Annotated in this window: 2 protein-coding genes and 1 rRNA gene; 2 read left to right on the top strand and 1 reads right to left on the bottom strand. The window is 37.7% G+C overall.

Annotation, left to right across the window (positions count from 1 at the left end; genetic code table 11):
- Positions 1–3: 3 nt before the first annotated feature.
- A 5S ribosomal RNA gene (gene rrf, locus MXE38_RS11985) occupies positions 4–119 on the top strand.
- A gap of 90 nt (positions 120–209) precedes the next feature.
- Here rrf and MXE38_RS11990 read toward each other — a convergent pair.
- The gene (locus MXE38_RS11990) at positions 210–1,262 is read right to left on the bottom strand and encodes a HindVP family restriction endonuclease (protein ID WP_246915389.1); all 1,053 of its coding nucleotides are present in this window, start codon (positions 1,260–1,262) and stop codon (positions 210–212) included.
- Between the two features lie 144 nt (positions 1,263–1,406).
- Between MXE38_RS11990 and MXE38_RS11995 the strand changes: the two genes are divergently transcribed.
- Positions 1,407–2,297, top strand: a complete 891-nt coding sequence (locus MXE38_RS11995) for a DNA cytosine methyltransferase (protein ID WP_246915391.1) — start codon at positions 1,407–1,409, stop codon at positions 2,295–2,297.
- Positions 2,298–3,026: the final 729 nt, after the last annotated feature.

Genomic DNA, 3,026 nt, shown 5'->3' on the forward strand with positions numbered 1-3,026 from the left:
TTGCTTGGCGACCATAGTGCTATAGACCCACCTGTCCCCATTCCGAACACAGAAGTGAAATGTAGTTACGCCGATGGTAGTGCAACGTACGATTGTGCGAGAGTAGGTCATCGCCAGGCTTAATTTTTCTAAGACAAGGCCCCTTGAGAAAAACTCAAGGGGCCTTGTTGCATTTGTGCATTATCAATTTTAATGCTATAGCATTTCAATTATTTATTTATTGTAAAGTATAAAGTTTGATCAAAGCGTCGTTCAGGACTTAATCTCTGAATGTATTCATCCTCAACTATTTCATGTACTGCTGTTCTTGGGAGAATAGGACTAATAGTTCTATCGGAACTTACATAGCGTTTCCATTTCAATCCATTGATTGCAAACTCTTTATCTGTTTGACTACCAAAAGCCATTTGTCTGTAAATATCGTTAACACGAATTATGCCCGAGCGGCTGAGCTCCCATAAACATCTGGCTAGACGAGCAGTTGCTCTCATGTGTCTACTCATAGTTTTTGCTTCAGTATTACAACCGTCTATAAACAAACGTGAAAATGCATAATCACTCCATACAACAATATCAAATGCCTGATCTGCTAACAAAGGTGATTTGCCTTGTGTTTTCCAGATTGTCTGCATAAGTAATGGTTTTTGATGTTGATAGTATTCTTTTTGAAATTCATCAATACAATTACATAGAGTAGGAATTTTATGTGTGAGTTCGAAGTCGTTATCCCACATCTGTATGGAGGAACAGGCATCCTCAAAGATTTCTCTAACGTGTCTACATTGAGTACTTACAGCATCAAACATACCTAATGCACAATATGAAGTAGTCGCTGAGCGAATAACTATTTCAGACCCCCATTGAGCTTCGTCTTTTTCGCAAGTTGAATTATCAGGTAATACTGTTAGTTTAACTTCAATAGGTGATAGGAAATTATGTTCGAGGTCTTTAACAACAAGGTCTATGCTATCAATCCTATCAAAAGAGTATTTCTGATATGGTTCAAATACAGACTCGAAGCTGAAAAAGAGCTCACTTGTTTTTTTCTTAGCACTATTAAAAACTTGATTTATTGGTATTTGGTCTGAAACAACACATAAACAGCCGTCAACATAGTCAAGTTTAATATAAACAGCCGATATATTGTGCTCCAGCATATAACAAGCAGTAGCAGTAGGATAGCTAGAGTTAAAGCAATTTTTTCCCCAATGGTCGTCTACACTTCTATTGGAGTGATCTATACCGAATAGTCCAGATGGCATAACTTTACTTCCTCTCTATGGGCAACATCAAATATTTGATGCCGCTATAATTTATTGATACACTACCAACAGTACAAAATCATTTGTATGCTTATATTAAATTTTTCTTATAGCACATATATAGCCTAAAAGGAAGTGATAGGCATGAGAGTTGTTGACCTATTTGCAGGTTGTGGTGGTTTGTCTCTTGGCTTTGAGCAGCAAGGGTTCAATGTTGTGGCTGCTTTTGAGTTGTGGGTTGCAGCAATTAAGTGCTATGAGGCTAACTTTACTCATCCTATCTTCCAGGTTGATTTGTCTGATACCCAAGCTGCTGTACAGCTTATTAAAGAGTATCGTCCAGATATCATTATTGGTGGGCCACCTTGCCAAGACTTTTCTCATGCAGGCAAAAGAGTTGAAGCTAAGAGAGCATTATTAACTGATTCCTATGCTGAAATCATAAGCATGATTAAACCTATATGCTTTGTAATGGAAAATGTTGCTAGGGCACAAAAGAGCAATGCTTATGCAAGTGCTAGGGCAATCTTCAAAAAAGCAGGATATGGTTTAACTGAAATTGTTCTTGATGCCAGCTTATGTGGAACACCTCAAAAGCGCAAAAGATTTTTTTGTTTTGGTATGCTGGGCAAAGAGGATGGCTTTGCGCTTAATTCATTTACAAGCAGGCAAGCTAAAAAGGCTATGACCTTGCGTGATTATTTTGGTGAAAGCTTAGGCTTTGAATTCTATTATCGCCACCCTAGAAATTACAATCGCAGGGCTGTATTTTCCATTGATGAACCTGCCCCTACCATGAGAGGTGTAAATCGCCCTGTACCTAAAGGTTACCCTGGCCACCCCAATGATGCTGCTCCCATTACTCCTGATATGCATGTTTTGACTATAGAGGAGCGAGGTTTGATTCAAACCTTCCCTAAAACTTTCCAATGGGTTGGCAATAAGACTGATGTAGAGCAAATGATAGGTAATGCTGTCCCAGTAAACCTTGCAAAGTACGTTGCTCAAACCGTAGAAATTGCATTAAAGGGATAATTAGCTTTAGCAGTGGCATTAGTACACTTTAGAGAAAAGAAGTGTACTGTTCATCATATTAGCTATGAATAGCTCAAAGCCCACCTTACTTAGCTGCTTAGCTGAGCATAGCATAGCTGAGCTAGGCGCTAATCCAGAACCCCGTGCATAGCCTTCCTTTATGCTTATCCGTATTAATCCTGCTTTTACAACTGTAAGTTGTAATTGGAGTTGTGGCGCTCTAAAAGCAAACTAGTTGAGCTCATATACGTCTAAGCCGTAATATGCAAAGTAATAATCAAGATAACTGGCCTCAGATCTCTAAGCTACTATCAGAAAATATGGTAGCTCTGCGTAAAGCAATTGCTACATACATTGATAAGAAGTAGTTCATCTAAATAATTTAGTATAGCAAAGTCATTTCATAGCATAAGCTATCTTTAATACTTAGCCTCTTGATATCCAAGGGGCTTTTTTTATGGCAAATTTACCATTTTATTATGGTTTTAGATAAGAATTTTTGAAAAATCTGTATAGCGTGATATAACTCACAAAAGCGCATGTAATTGGGCTTTGTTAGATATGTGTTAAGTTAAAATTAAAAATTTACCTAAAATTTTTTAAAAAAGGTGTTGACGTTGATTTAAAAATCATTAAAATACGTCTCCGCTGTCACGCACTAAGGCGTGAAGCTGCAAAAGCCAAGCGCTTTGAAGGTCTTTAAAAATTAGTAAGTACAGACAATCTGTG

The sequence above is a fragment of the Anaerobiospirillum sp. NML120448 genome, assembly GCF_023050945.1.
GTDB lineage: Bacteria > Pseudomonadota > Gammaproteobacteria > Enterobacterales > Succinivibrionaceae > Anaerobiospirillum.

Excerpts from the sequence above, each read along its gene's own strand:
- MXE38_RS11990 (WP_246915389.1), bottom strand. The coding sequence starts at position 1,262 with ATGCCATCTGGACTATTCGGTATAGATCACTCCAATAGAAGTGTAGAC.
- MXE38_RS11995 (WP_246915391.1), top strand. The coding sequence starts at position 1,407 with ATGAGAGTTGTTGACCTATTTGCAGGTTGTGGTGGTTTGTCTCTTGGC.